A 17,440-nucleotide genomic window follows, 5' to 3' on the forward strand; every position below is an offset into this window, starting at 1 on the left:
TTCTCGACGCTCGCCCCGGTCGATCGAAAACACGTAACACTCGGTCATATCGAGAGAATCGGTAGAAACGACCCACAGCCCTTTATTCCGCGGGGCGCTCGGCACCGCGTAAGTAGGCGCGGATATCACCCAGTTCCGGCGCCTCGGGCACGATATCGGAGAAATCACCGAACTCCTCGAATTCGCCTGCGACGGAGGAGGTCATTTCGTGCTGATGTTCGCGGACACGCCCGGCTGCCTGCGAAACCGCGGCGACAATGGTGCGGGCCAGCTCGCCGGGGGTCTTACGGAGCGCCGAATCGGTCAGGTTCAGTTCGGTGAGTACGCCGCCCGCGTCGACGGTCACCTCCACGGAACGGTCCGGTGAGTGCGCACGCATCCGCAGCCCCTCCAGCTGCCGGAATGTATCGGCCAGCCGTCCCTGCTGCCGCTGGTAGGCGTCGAGCAGATCCTCTACCTGATTACGCAACCCGTTGTTCGCGGACAGCAGACCTTCGCGCTTCCACCGGTCCATGGCAAATACCCTTCCAGGATCATCGGTCATCGAGGTCGGGCAGCGCGGCATGCGCCAGCGCCACCAGCAGACGATGCAATGTTCTGGCCGAAGCGGGCGCGGCGGCGCTGTCCACTTCGACCGCCGCGAAGCCGGCGGCCAGGGCCCGCCCGGGCGAGAACGCGCCGTCGTCGAAGCAATAGCCGCCGAGCTCGGCGCGCCACGATTTGTAGCCGCTGACGATCCGGCCCAGGCGCTCGCCCTGGGCACCGCTGATACGCAGATATTCGGTGATCAGCGCGCGCTGCGCCTGCGCCCGGGCGCACAGTCCACCGGTCAGGTCGAGCGCATGGCCGAGTTCCAGCAGTACGGTCACATACATCGGGCGTTGCCGTAATACCTCGCGCACAGCGGCGGCGTGCCCGGCCGGGCCGTTTCCGCCGAGTACGCCTGGATCCGCGGCGGCGGCATCGCTCAGCACGATCCACGGTTGCGGTGACAGCGACGAGGTCGCCGCAGGATCCGCCACGGCCTCGTTCCGGTTCTCCACCCGCGAAGGCGGCCCGCCCTCGGCCACCTCGAGCCCACGCAGGATCACCGGATACGCGGTGACCACCGTGTCGACAGCATCAGCGATCTCCTGCGCTGTGTGCTCGGCGATACCCGCCGTTTCGAATCCGACGATCTCGAGATCGTGCCGCAGCGCCATATCCCGCAGGATTTCCATGGCCGCATCACCGGTTTCCCGGCGGGGCCGCGCTGCTACCCGCGCACGAGGCGGCGGATTCCTGCGCGAGTCCGCATCCGGTTTCGCCTGGGTCGGCGGGCGGTCGGCGGTGCGCGGCGGAACCGTCCGTGGGGGTATCTGGTTCTCCTGGGGTGCGGCAGAACCGGGCCGAGGAGAGCTGGGCGCGGTGGAACTCCAGGGGGTACCGGTAGCCGCACGCGAGGCCTCGGCACGCGCCGCCACCGGTTTCGAAGACTCCGGGGCTGTGGTGAGACCTGCGTCGATGCTCCGTAGCGCGGAGACCCCCGGGGCGGACGCCCATGGCAGGGCGAGCGTGGGTGGCTGTTCGAGGGGGTCCTCGGGCACGCGCTTCCCGGAACTCGGCTCAGCGGATCCGGCCTGCGGCGGCTCGGATTGCCCGCGAGCCGGGTCGGGCCCGGTTCGCACCGGCTCCGGCCCGGATCGCACCGGCTGTGGCTGCTCCGTGCCACCGGCGGCTGCGGGCTCCGCGTCGTTCGTGGCGCGCGATTCCGGGTCGCCGGCGGACGAATTCCCCGTCGACCGGCCGGAGACGAGGGGTTGCCGGTCGGCCGGGGCGGCCCGGTCCGCGGTGTCCGGAGCCGAAGCGCGCGCGGCGGGCGCCGCCGCAACCGGGACCGAACCGACGGGGCCGGACCAGGCCGCAGCCGCATCCCGCAGCTGCGTTCCACCCGCGCGATCCGCCTCCGTGAACGTGTCGGCGGCCGCGCGGAGACCGGCACTCATCGCGCGGGCACTGTTCACCAGGTCCTCGAAACCCGCCATACTCTGTTCGGTACTCGGTAGGTAGCCTTCGGCGAAGGCATTGCCGGGCTTGTCACCGCCCCAGCACTCCCCCTCCCGGGCGAAGGCCTCCTTCAACTCGGCCACCATCTGTGCCGTTTCGGCGGCCACCTGGTCCAACTCCGCTGCGGAGGCGTGTAATTCGCCCGGATCGAGCCACAGCGGCTGACTCACTCGATCACCCTTCCGCGCGGCTCACCACAATTGCGACCAGTGTGCGGGAGCGGGGGGTGTCGCCGCATCCCGCAACTCTTCCTGGTACTGGCAATACACTCCCACCTGCACAGACGCACTGACCACCGCACCCGAGCGGAGAACTGCCCGATGTTCGCGGTGGGCGGTCGAGTTTCGGACGTGTCGGGTGATCGACCCGCCGCCGCCGCGCCCATCGCGCCTGTACCCCACGGGGGTAGAGTAGCCACACCGGCACGGGGCCGGCCGTGGACGCGACGCTCGGGAACGGAGGTGTGCCGATGACCATCACCGCGCACGCCGGAACCGAGACGGCCGGGCACAACCGCCGGACCCGCGGCGCGACGATCATGGTCGTCCTGGCCGCGCTGACGTTGCTGTCGCCCCTGTTGCACTGCGATCTCGTCCCGGCGGCGGCAGCGCACTCCCGAGCGCACGAGGCGGTGGCCGCGGCCGGGCACCATGTACACACCGGCGACCCGGCGGGGAGCCACTGCACAGCCCACGCGGTTCACTGCGTATCCCAGGTGGTCCTCCCCGCGCGGGTCCCCGATCCGCTCGTTCTCGTCCTCCTGGTGACACTGACGCTCACCACGGCGGTCGCGCTCTCGCTCGCGCCCATCCCCGGACGCTGGATCCGGGGACCCCCGGCCGGCGCGCTCGCCGCCGGTGGTCGCGAGATTCTCACCCACTTCTGTATCGCCCGGCGCTGATCGGCCCGCTCCGACCGTCCCCATGGGGCCGGCCGGAGTTCGCTGCCGACCACCCGCCTCCGGGTCCGCGGGACCCGATACAGAAAGCGACAGTCATGAACAATGTGGTCCTGCCCGAACGGGCGGAGCCGACCGCCACCGGAATCGCTTCGATGCCCGGCACCGCCCTGACGCCGCCCGCCCTCGTGGGGAGAACACCGGTGCTGTGGGTGGGCGCCCCGCTCGCTCCCGCCGGGCGCGGATTCTGGGCCAAGCTCGAGGGCAGCAATCCCGGCGGGATGAAGGACCGTCCCGCCCTGCACATGGTGCGGCGCGCCCGGGAGCGCGGCGATCTCGCACCGGGCGCGCGGATCGTGGAATCCACCAGCGGCACCCTGGGGCTGGGCCTGGCGCTGGCCGGAGTCGCCTACCATCACCCGGTCACCCTGGTCACCGACCCCGGGCTGGAGCCGATCGTGGAACAGATGCTGACGGCGTACGGCGCCACCGTCGAATTGGTGCCCGCACCGGATCCGGTCGGCGGATGGCAGCAGGCCCGCCGCGATCGAGTGGCGCGGATACTGGCCGTACAGCCATCGGCGTGGTGCCCGGACCAGTACAACAATCCCGACAATGTGGCCGGATACGAGTCGCTGGGAGTGGAGCTGATCGAACAGCTGGGCGGCGTGGACGTACTCGTCTGCGCGGTGGGCACCGGCGGTCATTCCGCCGGGGTGGCGCGGGTACTGCGCCGGTTCGACCCGAACCTGAAGCTGATCGGCGTGGACACCGTGTCCTCCGTCATCTTCGGGCAACCGGCAGGACCGCGGCTCATGCGCGGGCTCGGTTCCAGCATCTATCCCGCCAATGTCGACTACACCGCATTCGACGAAGTCCACTGGGTCGCCCCGGCCGAAGCGGTATGGGCCTGCCGGACCCTGGCCACGACCCACCACGCCACCGGCGGCTGGAGCGTCGGCGCGGTGGCCCTGGTCGCGGGCTGGGCGGCCGGGCAGTTCGACGCGGACGCCCAGATCGCCGCCATCTTCCCCGACGGCCCGCAACGCTATTTCGACACTGTCTTCAGCGACGAGTACTGCCGCGCACACGGATTACTCGGCGTGGCGCCGCCGACCGGGCCGGATACGGTGTCCTCCCCGTTCGAGGCGGAGTTCCGGTCCTGGACCCGCTGCGCGACCGTGGTGGATCCGCGCGGACACAGCACAGTGGGAGGAGCCCGCCGATGAACACTCTCGCTACCTTCCGCAGCTTCGACACCCCGGTGCGGCTGCTGATGATCAACCAGTTCGGCATCAACCTCGGTTTTTACATGTTGATGCCGTTTCTGGCCGGGTATCTGGCCGGTCCCCTGGGGCTGGCCGCCTGGGCGGTGGGCCTCGTGCTGGGCGTACGCAATTTCTCCCAGCAGGGCATGTTCCTGATCGGCGGAACGCTGGCCGACCGGCTGGGTTACAAACCCCTGATCGTGGCCGGATGCCTGTTGCGCACGGGCGGTTTCGCACTGCTGGTGTTCGCCACCGGCCTACCCGCACTACTGATCGCCTCGGCCGCCACCGGATTCGCCGGGGCGCTGTTCAATCCGGCGGTCCGCGCCTACCTCGCCGCCGGTTCCGGGTCGCGCCGAGTGGAAGCCTTCGCCCTGTTCAATATCTTCTACCAGGCCGGCATCCTCGCGGGTCCACTGGTCGGGGTCGCGCTGCTGACCCTCGATTTCCGCGTAGTGGCGGCCGCGGCCGCCCTGGTATTCGCCGTGCTGACCGTGGCCCAGCTGCTGGCGCTGCCCGCCGGGCCCGAACTCACCGAGCACGCCCGGGTTCCGGTGTGGACGGCATGGGCCGGTGTGCTGCGCAACCGGCGGTTCGTGGCGTTCTCGGTGGCGATGATCGGCTCCTACGTCCTGTCCTTCCAGATGTACCTCGCGCTTCCGCTGCAGGCGGAGATGATCGCCGCAGAGCGCGCCCAGTTGCTGGTCTCCGCGCTGTTCGTCATCTCCGGGGTGGTCGCGGTGGCCGGCCAATTGCGGATCACCGCGTGGTTCCGGGCGCGCTGGGGCACCGGAGGTGCCCTGGTCGCCGGGATGGCGGTCCTGGCCGGGGCATTCCTGCCGCTCGCTGTGGTCCCCGTCCCGGCGCGATTCGGCACCTGGGCCGCGGTGACCGCGCTGCTGATCTCGGCGGCGCTGCTGGCCGTCGGGACCGCCGCGGTCTTCCCGTTCGAGATGGACACGGTCGTCACGCTTGCCGGAGACCGCCTGGTGGGCACCTACTACGGCTTCTACAACACTGTGGTCGGTGTCGGCATCCTGATCGGCAATCTCGCCACCGGCGCCGTATTCGGCGCCGCTCGGGCAGCGGACGCCGAAACGCTGATCTGGGTCGGGCTGTCCCTGATCGGAGCCGTTTCGGCAGTTGCCGTGGCCCGCCTCGGCCGGACCGGGACCGACCACTCCGGTACGGCGGAACCCACCACATCCGCCGGTGACGTGGCGGCCGCGGTGAAACCCGGCTCCCGGGTCTCCGGATCGGTCGGCCGCGGCAGCTGAGTCTCCACGGTGGCGAGGCGCCGGCCGGCGGCGGTAGGCCGATCGAACGATCGCTCGGCCGGGCGCGGACAGGTGGGCACCCGCAGACGGGCCGGGGACCGGGCGCAGCGGCCTCACCTCGCCCCCTGGGCACGGCACGCCGAGCGGACAACCGAAGACCGACCCCGGCAACGCGACCGGATCGTCGGCGGCAGCACCTGTGCCCGAATCGAGACCCGGGCACGGTCCGAGGCGAGCATCACGGGCCGGGCGGGCTCGGCGGCGGCAATCCTCCTTCGCGGGCGCGGTGACGGGTGGCCGCTACCGCGCGGGACCACCGCACAGGTCACGGTTGCGGCACGTTTCCGGCTTTGCCACGCGGGCCCGACCCCACACCGCCCAGGCAGCCATTGCCGCCCACCTGCGTTGATAGCTAATATCAATCGACTCGCACCGTGGGAACTCGACAGAACGGAGGCGAACCATGAGGCCACAAGCGCGTCGCCGGGGCTCTCGGCTTCTCGGTGCGATCATCGGGGCCGTCGCCCTCGTCTCCGCCGGCGCCACTCCGGCGGCCGGTCTCCACTGGACCCAGCCGACCCCGGTCGCCGACACCCCGAGCCTCCAGGTCGGCCTGCACAGCCATTGCGAAGGTCCCGTCGAGGCCGGGCACCTCCCCGACGGCACGACGGCCTACTGTTCGCCCATCTCGAACTCCGGAGCCTTCGCGTGGTCGTACTACTCCGACCCTCTGCCGGTGGAGCCTAACAACCGCCCCTACACCTGTGACAACGCCAGTTGCGAGTACGAGGACGGATCCACCGTGCCGGGGCATCGGTGCGGAATGCAGTGCGCCGAACCGCCCACCACCGGTGATCTTGCGCCCCACCTCGCGGCGCGCCCCTGAACCGACGCCATCGCGCTGCTGTCCGGCCGGCGAGCGCGACGCCGGGTACCGATCCCCCGGCCGCCGGTGCGCGGACTGCTATCGTGAACAGGAATCCTCGACCGCAGAGAGATCGATCATGGTTGGTGAACTCGACATCTCCGGAGCCACCCGGCTCTGACGGCCACCAGTAGGGCGCATCGGGCGCCGCTGTAGTGGCCGTTCCGTCGTTCACTTTTCCTTCTTCGGGGCAGCGTTACGCGCCCGAACGACAACCGAGGTCTCTCCTACATGTCCGAATCTTTCATCGTCTGTTCGAACCTGTCTTTCTCCTGGCCGGACGACACCGCTGTATTCACCGATCTGTCCTTCAGCGTGCCCGGCGGCCGCACCGGTCTGGTCGCACCCAACGGCGCGGGTAAGAGCACGCTGCTCCGCTTGCTCGCGGGTGAGTTGGAACCCGGTGCCGGCGCTGTGTCCGTCGACGGCGTACTCGGTTACCTCCCGCAGACCCTGCCGCTCACCGGCGAGATGACGGTCGCCGAAACCCTGGGTATCGCACCGGTCCTGGCCGCGCTGCACGCCGTCGAATCCGGTGACACCGCCGAAGAGCATTTCACCATCATCGGCAACGACTGGGATATCGAGGAACGCACCCGCGCCCAGCTGGAACGCCTCGATCTGGGCGAGCTCACGCTGACCCGGCGGTTGCGCACCCTCAGCGGCGGTCAGGTGGTGTCGCTGGGTCTGGCGGCCCAGCTGCTGCGCCGACCCGATGTGTTGCTGCTCGACGAGCCGACGAACAACCTCGATCTCGCGGCCCGGCATCGGCTCTACGATCTACTGGCCGACTGGAAGGGCTGCCTGCTGTTGGTGAGCCACGACCGGGCACTACTGGACCGGATGGACCGTATCGCCGAACTGTATGCCGGCGAGATCCGCTTCTACGGCGGGAATTTCAGCGAGTACGAGGAGGCGGTGCGGGCCGAGCGCGAGGTCGCGGAGAAGAACATCCGCAATGCCGAGCAGGAGGTGAAACGCGAGAAGCGGGAACTTCAGCAGGCCCGGGAGCGCGCCGCCCGGCGGGCGAGCAACGCGGCCCGGAATCTGGGTAACGCGGGGCTGCCGAAGATCTTCGCCGGAACCATGAAACGCAATGCCCAGGAGTCGGCCGGGCGGGCGAACGAGACCCACGCCGCCCGGGTCGACGCCGCGAAGAACCGGCTCGACCTGGCCGAGCGCGCCCTGCGCCCGGAGCAGCGGATCACCCTGCAGCTACCGGGTACCGATGTCCCGGCCGGGCGCACCGTGTTCGCCGGGGAGCGGATCCGCTACCGATTCGGCGAACAGGAGGTCTTCGCCGGTGCCGGCGCGGATCTGACGATTCGCGGTCCCGAACGGATCGCGCTGACCGGCCCCAACGGTGCGGGCAAATCCACCCTGCTGCGGATCGTGCACGGCGATCTGACGCCGGAAAGCGGTTCGGTCACCCGGGCCGAGGGCCGGGTCGCCTATCTCTCGCAGCGACTGGACCTGCTCGACCTCGATCGCACCGTCGCCGAGAACCTGGCCGCCTTCGCCCCGAACCTGCCCACACCGCAACGGCTGAACCTGCTGGCGCGGTTCCTTTTCCGGGGTTCCCGGGTCGATCTGCCGGTGGGCGCGCTATCCGGCGGTGAGCGGCTGCGCGCCACCCTGGCCTGCGTGCTGTTCGCGGAGCCGGCACCGCAGCTGCTGCTCTTGGACGAACCGACCAACAACCTCGATCTGGTCAGCGTGGGGCAGCTCGAAAGCGCACTCGATGCCTACCGGGGCGCGTTCGTGGTCGTCAGCCATGACGAGCGGTTCCTCACCGAGATCGGGGTGCATCGCCGACTGCGATTGGCCGACGGTCTACTACGCGAGGTCGCCGGGCCCGTCGCAGCCGGCTGAGCCCCGACCGGGGCGAGGCGAGCCCTGAACCCGCCTGCTCGGCGCGGTGATCACCGCGCCGGGCGGACGGCCGTCTCCGGCCGTCGGACCGCGATGCGCTCGAGGCTGCCCGATTCCATCGCCACCCACAGCGCGCCGTCCGGCCCGACTGTCACCCCGTGGGGTTCGGCACCGGGAAGTCCGGTCTCGGTGATCGCGCCGTCGGTGGTGATGCGGCCGAGCCGCGTCGCCGCCCATTCGGTGAACCACAGCGCCCCGTCCGGGCCCGCGACGATGGCATGGGGCCGGGCCGCGCGGTCCGGGAGCGCGAACTCGGTGATCGTGGCGTCGGTCCCGATCCGGCCGACCTGCCCGGCCCCGATCTCCACGAACCACAGCGCGTCGTCGGGACCTGCGGTGATACCGACCGGCATGGCGCCTTCGGTCGGCAGCGGGTACACGGCCGTGGCGCCGCTGACGGGCTCGATCCGGCCGATCGCATTGCCCTGATTGAGGGTGAACCACAGCGCCCCGTCCGGGCCGGTGGTGATCATCGACGGCATTCCCGACACGGCGAACCGGGTCAGTTCTCCGTCCACGGTCAGCCGGCCGATGGTGTCGTTCTGCAATTCGGTGAACCACACGGCACCGTCGGGGCCCGCGGTGATGCCGTACGGAGATCGCGCCGGGAACCAGGTCGCATCACCTTCCCCAGCGATGCGGCCGATGCGGTCACCACGGAATTCGGTGAACCACATGGCGTCGCCGGGTCCCGGGACGATCACCGTCGGCTGTCCGCCGGACGGTTCGAGCGGAAAGGTCCGGACCTCACCGTCGAGGTATCGGCCGACGGCGCCCTCGGCCGCCATGGTGAACCACAGAGCGCCGTCCGGGCCCGCACTGAGCCCATACGGCGATCCGGAAACCCGAACCACTCGCACTCCTCCTCGCACTGCCGCCCGGTCACGGCGCGACCGGGCGGTACTCCTCGCCCGGCTCGGCGGTCTGCCCGCCGGGCCGCGCGAGCGCGGTACGACGTGTCAGGCGGAGGAGACCTGAGCCTGCCACATCCAGTGCAACTGTTCGAGCCGGGCCGCGATCGCGATGAACAGATCCTGGGTCACCGGATCCGCCTTCTCGGTGGCGTCGATGCGCTCCCGCAGGCGGCCGATGACCTTGCTGAGGTTCTTGACGATGGCATCGATGACATCGGTGTCCTGCTGCCAGCCGTCAGGGAATTCGAGACCGCCGGCCTCCTTGGCGACGGTCGCGGCCCGGCCGTCCGGGCTGACCCCGATGGAGGTCGCCCGTTCGGCGGCCTCGTCGGTGAACTCGCGGGCCGCGGTCACCAGTTCGTCCAGTGCGAGATGGACGGAGCGGAAGTTACGGCCGAGGACATTCCAGTGGGCCTGCTTGGCGATCAGCGACAGATCGATGAGGTCGACGACAGTGGCGCGCAGGGCCTCACCGGCGATGTGCTGCTGTTCCGGGTCGAGGGTGCTCTTGATGGGGACGTTCATCGTCGAATGCCTTTCTTCTCGTTCGCCGGACAGGGGCCGACTACCCGGTCGTCCGCGCTCGAATCAGCGACCGGCCCGGGTGTGCGCGATCCCACTGACCGGCGGTGGGCGCCACGTTTCACCGCCATGGGCCCGGGTAGGCCGCGGGACAGACCGCAATCCGCGCATACGGAAGGAGCAGGCATGGGTCAGCAGAATCTGACAGGGCGACGAGTCGCTGTTCTCGCCGCCGACGGGGTGGAGCAGGTGGAGCTAGTGCAGCCGCGATCCGCGGTCGAGGACGCCGGCGCCAGCACCGTGCTGCTGTCGCTGAAACCGGGGCAGATCCAGGCCATGAACCATGATGTGGAGAAGGGCGACACCTTCGACGTGGACCGCGTGGTGGGCGAATGCAGCCCCGACGAGTTCGACGCGTTGATTCTGCCGGGCGGCACGACCAATCCCGACAAACTCCGGCAGGACGAGTCGGCGGTGGCCTTCGTGCGGAATTTCTTCGCCACCGGTAAACCGGTCGGCGTCATCTGCCACGGCCCGTGGACGCTGGTGGAGGCGGATGTGGTGCGGGGCCGCACACTCACGGCCTATCCGAGCGTGCGGACCGATATCCGCAATGCCGGCGGCAATGTGGTCGACGAGGAAGTGGTGAACGACCGCGGTCTGGTGTCCAGCCGCAACCCCGGCGATCTGCCCGCGTTCTGCGCGAAGATCGTCGAGGAGTTCGCGGAGGGGAAACATCCGGTACATCCGGAGGGCGCGACGGCGTCCCGCTGACCGGCCGGCACTGCCGGACGCCTCGCGCGGTAGCACCGCCGCCGCTCCCTTCCCGACCGGACGCCGATAGTGGCCGACCCACATTCGGCCACTATCGGCGGGCCCGGCGAGGGAGCACTTTCCCGCCGGGCCGGTGTCCGGCTAGATCACCCCGTGCAGCGGCGGTAGACTGCCGTGCAGCAGTGTGCGGCCGAGGTGCTGGTATTTCCAGCGGACCGGGTCGTGCAGGGTGTGGGTCCGGGCATTGCGCCAGAAATGGTGCAGGTTGAGGTCGTCGGCCGCGCTGCGGGTACCGCTCACCTCGAACAGCGCGCTGGATACCTCGGTGGCCGCGCGGTCGGCCAGGATCTTGGCGGTGGCGACGGCGAGCGAGGCCTCGGCGACCTGTTGCGGCGCACCCAGCGCGGCGTCCACCGCCGCACCGGCGGCCGCCAGCCCGGCCTCGGCCGCGGCGACCGCGACCGCCAGTTCCCCGAACCGCTGCACGAGCAGCGGATCGTCGATCGCCCGGCTCACCTGTGCCTCGAACCAGGGCCGGCTCTTCTCCCGAGCGAAGCCGGCGGCGGCGGTGAGCGCCCCGCGGGCGATACCCGTGTCGATTGCCGCGTGCAGCAGCTGCGCGGAGGCACCGTAGGCGGTGGGCCGGTCGACCGCGGCGGTCCGGGCCACCAGCTGATCGCGCTCGACCACCACGTTCTCGAACGACACCGTACCGCTGCCGGTGGTGCGCTGACCGAAACCGTTCCAGTCGTCGACGATCCGCACGCCCGGGGCGTCGGCGGGCAGGAAGGCGATGTACTGACCGCCCGGCAGCCCGGCAGCACCCTCGGGATCATCCAGCTCGGTCAGGACCGCCAGGAAGTCGGCGAACAGGGAACCGGTGCAGTAGTACTTGACCCCGTCGACCCGGAAGCGCTGTCCGCCCGCGAGCGGGCGCACGGTCGTCGCGATATCGGCGACGGTCGCGCCGCCGCGTTCGGACTGGGCGTTCGCGATCTGTGCGCCGTCCAGGACACCACCCAGATAACGGCGCCGCTGGCCGGCGGACCCCGCCAGCTTCAGTAGGTTCACATAGACGAAGTGGCTGTGCGGAATCTGCGCGATATTCGGATCGGCGACCGCGAGCAGCCGCACCACCTCCGCGACCTCGCTGGGCGGCAGATCAGCGCCGCCCAGGTCCGCGGGCACGGTCACCGCCAGCAGCCCGGTGGCCGCGAGTTCGCGCACTTCGGCGAAGGGCAGGGCCCGCTCCCGGTCGCGGTCGGCGGCACCCACCGCGAATTCGGCCGCCAGCTCCGCGGCAACGGCGCGCGCCTGCGCGGCCGAGGCGATCCGGGCAGCCCCGACCGCGGTCATCGCCCTGCCACCGCTGCCGGACGTCGCGCGGCCTCGAGTTCACGTACCAGCGGCAGCACCTTGGCCCCGAAGTACTCGATCTCCTCCTGGAAGTGCAGGAATCCGCCCAGGATCAAGTCCACGCCCAGTTCGCGATAGGCGACGATCCGCTCGGCGACCTGCTCGGGCGTACCGATCAGCTTGGTCCGGAACCCGTCGTTGTACTGGACCAGATCCTCGAAACTCGAATCCGCCCACATCCCCTTGCCGTCCCGGGTGGCGGCGCCGGCCTGCTGCACGGCGTCGCGGAAACCCTCGACCGCCGGCTTGTCGGCCTTGTCGATGATCTCGCGCAGAGTGTCGTGTGCCTCGCGCTCGGTATCGCGGGCGATGATGAAGCCGTTCAGCCCGAACTTCACTTCCCGGTCGTGAGCCCGGGCGACCGCCCGCAGATCGTCGAGTTGTTCGGTGACGCCGTCGAAGTCCTTGCCGTTGGAGAAATACCAGTCCGCGTGGCGTCCGCCGTTGCGGCGGGCCGCGCTGGAGTTACCGCCCTGGAACAGCTCGGGATTCGGGCGTTCGGGGGTGTTCAGCGGCTTCGGCTTGAGCGTGAAATCGCGGATGCGGTAGAAATCGCCGCCGTAGTTCACGTTGTCCTCGGTCCAGATCTTGCGGATCACTTCCAGGAACTCCGCGCTGCGGCGGTAGCGCTCGTCGTGTTCGAGCCACGGCTCACCGAGTGCGGTGAACTCCCCCGCGAACCAGCCCGAGACCACATTGATAGCGAACCGCCCGCCCGACAGATGATCGGCGGTGGCACCGAATTTGGCGAGTACGGCGGGATGCCACAGGCCGGGATGGACCGCGGCGATCACCTTCAGCCGTTCGGTGGCGCCGAGCAGCGCCAGGCTGAACGAAGTGGATTCGTGCTGGTACTCGGCGCCGTAGGAGGCGGTATAGCGGACCTGGGAGAGCGCATAGTCGAAACCGTTGCGTTCGGCGGTCTGCGCGAGCTTCTTGTTGTACTCGAAATCCCAGCCGGTGCGCTGTTCGATATCGCTGGTCACCAGACCGCCGCTGACATTGGGGACCCAGTAGGCGAACCGGAGCCGGTCGGTGATCTTCTCAGTACTCATCGAGCCTCCCTCGAGCTGGTACATGCGGTCCGCGGAGGCCGAAGCGTCGGCGGGGGTGGCGCATATCGCTGCTCCCGCCGCCGGTCCGCGGCCTCTGTGGTCTGGAAGGCCGGGCACGGCAACTCCTGCACCCGGCGCGAGTCCAGTTCACCAGCGCGGTTGTGGAGGGACGAGGTTTTGAATCGGCGGGAACCTATCCCGATACATGCACCCGGCGACCGGGAGCGGTGGGTCGGGCAGGCGGTGGCCACGCCGGGTCGCCCGGCGCGGGAACGCGCCCGTGGACCCCGCACCCGAGTACCGGCGACCCGCATCCGATACTCGGGCTCGCAGCCGGCCGCCCGGCGGCCCCGAGTCGCCGGGGTCGGGTCAGGCGGTGGCGGCGGCTGCGCTGTACTGCGACCTGCTGAACCGGCCGGCGGGCCGGAACCGGGCCAGCACCTCGGCCGCGTCCTCCCCGGTGACCTGCGCGATGAGCTGGTGCGCGTCGGCCACCGAGTTCACCGGGCGGGCCGCTTGCGGGCGGTGCAGTGTGCCCACGAGCGCCGAGGCGAAGCGGGGGTCGGCCGCGGCCGCGCTGAAGAACTGGCCGCCGATCTCGGCGAACTCGGGGTCACTGAGGAACAGCCGGGTGACCTTGGCGGCGTCCTCGGCGCGGGCCTCCAGAAACGCCTCGTACTCTGCGGTGATCCAGGCGTCGTCGAAGGCGCCGTCGTGCGTGGCCGCCGCGGCGACCAGACGTTGTGCCTGGATGAGCCCGCTTTGCGCCCCCTGCCCGGCGATCGGGTCGTAGGCCACGGCGGTATCGCCCAGCGCCGCCACCGGATGCCCGCCCGCGGTGTGCCCGACCCCGCGCCGGAACAGCGGCCGCACCGCACCCTTGAGCCAGGAGTGCGGATCCTCGGAAAGCACCCTCGTGGCGAGTACCTCCGGCAGGTCCCAGTCGAGGTAGTCGCGGTAGAGGTCGGTCACGATCCGGTGCGCCGATTCCGCCGAATCGGCGGCCGCGAACCGCTTCTCCCAGTCGCCGCCCGGCCGTGCCCAGCCCAGGAACGCCCAGGTCGGCCCGGCGTCTTTGTGCAGATACGGTCCCCACCACGCCTCGCCTTCCTCGGCCACGATGGAGAAACCGCTGCGGCCACCGCCGGCCGGGCTGCGGTGGGCGAACACCGACTCGTCGTGCGGGAGACCGGTCACGGTGACAGTCAGCAGGCTGCGTTGGGGCGCGTCGTAGACGGTGCGGGTCCGGTCCACCTCGAACAGCTGGGACAGCCCGCCCCGGCCGGTCGCGACCAGCGTCAGATCGTTGTCGGCGGCGATCGGGTCGAGCCGTTCGGGTGTCACCGGGTCGACGACGAACCGGCCGCCGCGTTCCAGGAAGGTGGTCAGCCGTTCGTCGGCCTTGAGCCGGGTGTCGACGGCGAGACCGTGGAATCCGTCGAACGCACCGTCGAAGGCGATCAGTTCCTCGCCGCCACCGGCGACACGAACCGTGAGACCGCTGTGCAGCGGTGCGCGATCGAGGTAGGTGGGCAGCCCGAGCGCCGCTTCGGCGGCCTGGGCCTCACCGAAGATCAGCGCGGTACCGGTGGCCGGCACCTTGTCGCGCAGGTCGCGCTGGTCCTTGTCGCTGTAGACGGTGACCGTGAAACCGGCGTCGAGCAGGCCGAGCGCCGCGGTCACGCCGGTCTGCCCGGCCCCGATCACGGCGGCCTTACGGTGGGAGGTGTGCTGTGTTGTCATAGCGCCATGGTCACGATCACCGCGGCCGGGGTGCACTATTACACTCAGCGCGAATTGATGGCGAACAACCCCGCACGGCAGCGTTTTTCATGACACCATCGACGGTTTCCGCGCGACCGGGCCGGTCCGCGCCGCTCTACCATCGCCGAGCATGACCTTCGATCTCGTCCCACTGACCGGCGACCGCGCCGAGGGGTACCGGCAGCTCACCGCGCAGGCCGACGCTCTGTTGTCCGGCGAAGCCGACCGGATCGCGAACGCCGCCAATCTGAGCGCGCTGATCTACCACAGCCTGTCCGAGGTGAACTGGGCCGGTTTCTACTTCTACGACGGCCGGGAACTCGTCGTGGGCCCCTTCCAGGGCAAACCGGCCTGCGTACGGATCGCGCTCGGCGCGGGTGTGTGCGGTACCGCCGCACATACCCGCCGCACCCAGCTGGTGCCCGATGTGCACGCCTATCCCGGCCATATCGCCTGCGACGCCGACAGCCGATCGGAGATCGTGGTGCCGCTGATCGGCGGCGGTGACGAGTTGATCGGTGTGCTCGATATCGACAGTCCGCGCGTCGCGCGATTCGACGAGACCGACCGGCGTGGGCTGGAATCGGTCGCCGAGGTCTTCGTGCGGTCGCTGCCCGGCGGCTGATCCGGGCCGATCCTATCGCCGCACCGGCTGGTCCTGGGGCCGGTGGTGCAGCCGCCCGCGCCGGCGCGGTGCTCGCCGCGCGGCTTCCAGCCGCACCTGCGCGACGAGATGCTCGGGAACGAAGCCGACGATGTCGCGCCGTGAGCCGATCACCAGTTTGCGCAGTACAGCGGCAAGTTGCGCCTCGGTGGTGCGGACCGAGGTGCCCCGGCGGACCGCGATGGCGCTGTTGGTCCAGCCCGCGGCCGCGAGAATCGCGACCGCGCGCTCGGCTTCGGACAGCTCACGCCACGGTTCGCGAACGACCGAGTGCCCGGGTTCGTACGCGGAGCCCGCGTGACGGTCGCAGGCGCCGCGCGCTGCCGGGCGGAAGTCACGAAGGGCCGGCATCACAGCGGGGCCGTGAGCTCGAGATGGATCCCGTCCGGATCGTCGAACGACAGGATCGCAATGCCGAACTGCTCCATTTCGGTGACCACCCCGTGTTCGACACCCGCGGCCGCCAATCGCTCGGCGGCGGTGAACAGGTCCTGCTTGGAATCCACCGCGAAGCTCAGATGGTCCAGCCCGACCCGCTCGGAATCGAATGAATCACCGGCGGCCGCGACCGGGCGCAGACCCAGCAGCATGGCGCCGGCCTGGAACACGCATCCGCCGTAGAGCCGGTACGGATCGGTGCGGACCTCCGGATCGTCCGGATGTCCTGGGGATTCGGCGACGATATCGAACCCGAGCACATCACGGTAGAAGTCGCGGGACCGGTCTATATCGGTCACCGTGAGTCGGATGTGGTGGGGGCCGTGGGTGGCGAGGACGGGCATATGCACTCCGGGAAGGGTGTTGCGCGCTGGGCGTCGAGGTGGCGGAGAAACCGACCGGGCGGCCGGTGCGGCTTCTCCATCGCGAAAGCGTAAAACCGATTCATCCCGAACAGGAGTGTCGGAAACGACATATTACGTACTATTCCCGACATGGACGTGACCATATTCGTCGTGGACGGTATCGCCGATTTCGGCTTCGCCGCCCTGCTCGAAACTTTCGCCACGGCGAATGCGATGCGTACGAGACTGGACACGCCGCCGGAACCGTGGCAGGTCCGGGTCGCTTCACTGGGTACCGAGATCCGCTCCGGCCACGGCCACACCGTGCCCACGGTTCCGCTCGGCGAACTCGACGACGACCCCGACCTGCTCCTGATACCCGCGGTCAGCGCGCTGGAGGCCGACGCCTTGATCCAACTGGTGTCCGCTCCCGAGAACGCCGCCGTGCTCGATCGGATCAGAGGGATACACGCGGGTGGTGCCCGGCTCGGCGCCGCGTGTACGGGCACCTTCCTGCTGGCCGAGGCCGGCGTGCTGAACGGGTCGCGGGCGACCACCAGCTGGTGGCTGGGCCCGAGCTTCCGGCGCCGCTACCCCGAGGTCGAGTTGGACGAGAGCGCGACGCTGTGCCGCGGTGAGCGGGTGACCACGGCGGGCGCCTCGCTGTCACATCTGGATCTGGCGCTGTCGTTCGTGCACGCGCGCAGTCCCGCGCTCGCCGACCTCACCGGCCGGTATCTGGCCGACGGGAACCGCCGGTCCCAGGCCGATTTCGCCGTCCCCGAGGTGATCGCTGCCGGCCACTCGCTCACCTCCGGTTTCGAGCGATGGGTCCGTGAACACATCGGTGAAGGTTTCCGGATTTCGCGGGCCGCCGCGGAACTCGGCGTCACCGAACGCAGCCTGCAACGCGCCACCCAGGCCGAACTCGGCAGATCACCCCGCGATTTCGTGGACGACATCCGGCTCGAGCGCGCCGCACACCTGTTGCGTACGACGGCGCTCACGGTGGACACCGTGGCGGCGAAGGTCGGCTACTTGAACGGCGGTACCCTGCGCAACCTGGTCCGGCGGCGCCGCGGTATGTCCATGGCGGAGTTCCGGTCGGCCGGGCCGGTGTGGTGAGCCCGCACCGGCCGTGAACCGACAGGCCACCGACCGGTATACGACCGTAGATCGTCTGGACCGCCGACTGCTGTACCC

17 protein-coding genes are annotated in these 17,440 nt (G+C 69.8%); 8 read left to right on the forward strand and 9 right to left on the reverse strand.

Features of this window, described 5'->3' with window-relative positions; genetic code table 11:
- Positions 1–82: 82 nt before the first annotated feature.
- Positions 83–514 carry a YbaB/EbfC family nucleoid-associated protein gene (locus tag NS4_RS18400; RefSeq protein WP_063060754.1) on the reverse strand — a complete coding sequence of 144 codons (432 nt, stop codon included), beginning with the start codon at positions 512–514 and terminating at the stop codon, positions 83–85.
- A gap of 19 nt (positions 515–533) precedes the next feature.
- Complete coding sequence (locus NS4_RS18405; RefSeq protein WP_063060755.1) at positions 534–2,216, reverse strand: WXG100 family type VII secretion target; 1,683 nt, start codon at positions 2,214–2,216, stop codon at positions 534–536.
- A 299-nt stretch (positions 2,217–2,515) separates the two neighbouring features.
- On the opposite strand from NS4_RS18405, the gene lpqS reads away from it, so the two are divergent.
- The 5 genes from lpqS (at position 2,516) to abc-f (ending at position 8,286) form a co-directional block, all read left to right on the forward strand.
- Complete coding sequence (gene lpqS, locus NS4_RS18410; RefSeq protein WP_157106109.1) at positions 2,516–2,947, forward strand: putative copper homeostasis (lipo)protein LpqS; 432 nt, start codon at positions 2,516–2,518, stop codon at positions 2,945–2,947.
- A gap of 95 nt (positions 2,948–3,042) precedes the next feature.
- On the forward strand, positions 3,043–4,173 hold the full coding sequence (locus NS4_RS18415; RefSeq protein ID WP_063060757.1) for a PLP-dependent cysteine synthase family protein: 1,131 nt from the start codon (positions 3,043–3,045) through the stop codon (positions 4,171–4,173).
- Complete coding sequence (locus NS4_RS18420) at positions 4,170–5,489, forward strand: MFS transporter (RefSeq protein ID WP_084487485.1); 1,320 nt, start codon at positions 4,170–4,172, stop codon at positions 5,487–5,489. The genes NS4_RS18415 and NS4_RS18420 overlap by 4 nt, the downstream gene beginning before the upstream one ends.
- A 463-nt stretch (positions 5,490–5,952) precedes the next feature.
- Positions 5,953–6,375 (forward strand): hypothetical protein, encoded by a 423-nt coding sequence (locus NS4_RS18425; RefSeq protein ID WP_063060758.1) that lies wholly within the window; start codon positions 5,953–5,955, stop codon positions 6,373–6,375.
- Positions 6,376–6,645: 270 nt separating this feature from the next.
- On the forward strand, positions 6,646–8,286 hold the full coding sequence (abc-f, locus tag NS4_RS18430; RefSeq protein WP_063060759.1) for a ribosomal protection-like ABC-F family protein: 1,641 nt from the start codon (positions 6,646–6,648) through the stop codon (positions 8,284–8,286).
- Positions 8,287–8,336: 50 nt separating this feature from the next.
- On the opposite strand, the gene NS4_RS18435 is transcribed toward abc-f, so the two are convergent.
- Positions 8,337–9,200, reverse strand: coding sequence for a Vgb family protein (locus NS4_RS18435; RefSeq protein WP_439955794.1), 864 nt, complete (start codon positions 9,198–9,200; stop codon positions 8,337–8,339).
- Positions 9,201–9,305: 105 nt separating this feature from the next.
- Positions 9,306–9,785 carry a Dps family protein gene (locus NS4_RS18440; protein ID WP_063060761.1) on the reverse strand — a complete coding sequence of 160 codons (480 nt, stop codon included), beginning with the start codon at positions 9,783–9,785 and terminating at the stop codon, positions 9,306–9,308.
- Positions 9,786–9,968: 183 nt separating this feature from the next.
- Here NS4_RS18440 and NS4_RS18445 point away from each other — a divergent pair, with 183 nt between their 5' ends.
- On the forward strand, positions 9,969–10,556 hold the full coding sequence (locus NS4_RS18445; RefSeq protein WP_063060762.1) for a type 1 glutamine amidotransferase domain-containing protein: 588 nt from the start codon (positions 9,969–9,971) through the stop codon (positions 10,554–10,556).
- A 141-nt stretch (positions 10,557–10,697) separates the two neighbouring features.
- Here NS4_RS18445 and NS4_RS18450 read toward each other — a convergent pair whose 3' ends face one another.
- From NS4_RS18450 to NS4_RS18460, 3 genes are all read right to left on the reverse strand, one after another.
- The gene (locus NS4_RS18450; RefSeq protein ID WP_063060763.1) at positions 10,698–11,912 is read right to left on the reverse strand and encodes an SfnB family sulfur acquisition oxidoreductase; all 1,215 of its coding nucleotides are present in this window, start codon (positions 11,910–11,912) and stop codon (positions 10,698–10,700) included.
- Positions 11,909–13,027, reverse strand: a complete 1,119-nt coding sequence (sfnG, locus tag NS4_RS18455) for a dimethylsulfone monooxygenase SfnG (protein ID WP_063060849.1) — start codon at positions 13,025–13,027, stop codon at positions 11,909–11,911. Before sfnG ends, NS4_RS18450 begins: the two co-directional genes overlap by 4 nt.
- 369 nt (positions 13,028–13,396) lie before the next feature.
- Positions 13,397–14,770, reverse strand: coding sequence for a styrene monooxygenase/indole monooxygenase family protein (locus NS4_RS18460; RefSeq protein ID WP_063060764.1), 1,374 nt, complete (start codon positions 14,768–14,770; stop codon positions 13,397–13,399).
- A 151-nt stretch (positions 14,771–14,921) separates the two neighbouring features.
- Between NS4_RS18460 and msrC the strand changes: the two genes are divergently transcribed.
- On the forward strand, positions 14,922–15,416 hold the full coding sequence (gene msrC, locus NS4_RS18465) for a free L-methionine (R)-S-oxide reductase MsrC (protein ID WP_063060765.1): 495 nt from the start codon (positions 14,922–14,924) through the stop codon (positions 15,414–15,416).
- Positions 15,417–15,428: 12 nt separating this feature from the next.
- On the opposite strand, the gene NS4_RS18470 is transcribed toward msrC, so the two are convergent.
- Both NS4_RS18470 and NS4_RS18475 read right to left on the reverse strand, forming a co-directional pair.
- A complete protein-coding gene (locus NS4_RS18470) occupies positions 15,429–15,806 on the reverse strand; it encodes a helix-turn-helix domain-containing protein (protein ID WP_063060766.1) in 378 nt (125 codons plus the stop codon).
- Positions 15,806–16,237: a VOC family protein gene (locus NS4_RS18475; RefSeq protein WP_063060767.1), complete on the reverse strand. Its 432-nt coding sequence runs from the start codon at positions 16,235–16,237 to the stop codon at positions 15,806–15,808. Before NS4_RS18475 ends, NS4_RS18470 begins: the two co-directional genes overlap by 1 nt.
- Positions 16,238–16,387: 150 nt before the next feature.
- On the opposite strand from NS4_RS18475, the gene NS4_RS18480 reads away from it, so the two are divergent.
- Positions 16,388–17,362, forward strand: coding sequence for a GlxA family transcriptional regulator (locus NS4_RS18480; RefSeq protein WP_063060768.1), 975 nt, complete (start codon positions 16,388–16,390; stop codon positions 17,360–17,362).
- Positions 17,363–17,440 lie beyond the last annotated feature (78 nt).

Source organism: Nocardia sienata NBRC 100364, from assembly GCF_001613205.1.
GTDB classification, from domain to species: domain Bacteria; phylum Actinomycetota; class Actinomycetes; order Mycobacteriales; family Mycobacteriaceae; genus Nocardia; species Nocardia sienata.